This is a genomic window from Psychrobacter sp. TB20-MNA-CIBAN-0197 (assembly GCF_040309765.1).
Lineage (GTDB): Bacteria > Pseudomonadota > Gammaproteobacteria > Pseudomonadales > Moraxellaceae > Psychrobacter > Psychrobacter submarinus.
In genome coordinates this window covers 1-235 of record NZ_JBEOPC010001401.1, presented here as the reverse complement: position 1 = coordinate 235, position 235 = coordinate 1, and the positions used below count along the sequence as shown (strand labels likewise).

Below are 235 nucleotides of genomic sequence, written 5' to 3'. Positions count from 1 at the left end.
CCATAATATTCACAAACATCGAGAATGCCACGCGCTTTTGAGGCGTCACTCGGTAGAATATCCGCGCCAATATGATGCCAATGTACTAATTTCAATCCATCCGAGGCAAAATCGATATCTTGCATTTTATCGACCTGATTATTAAAAAATACCGAGCACTGATAGACTTCATTACTTTGGTAATAACAGGGATCAACGATTGAGTTCGGCGTCCGCGCATTAAACTCTCGCAGAC

The 235-nt window shown here is 42.1% G+C and carries 1 pseudogene; it reads right to left on the bottom strand.

Annotation, left to right across the window (positions count from 1 at the left end):
* Positions 1-235, bottom strand: a pseudogene (locus AAEY83_RS18560) (Cof-type HAD-IIB family hydrolase); the annotation flags it as partial.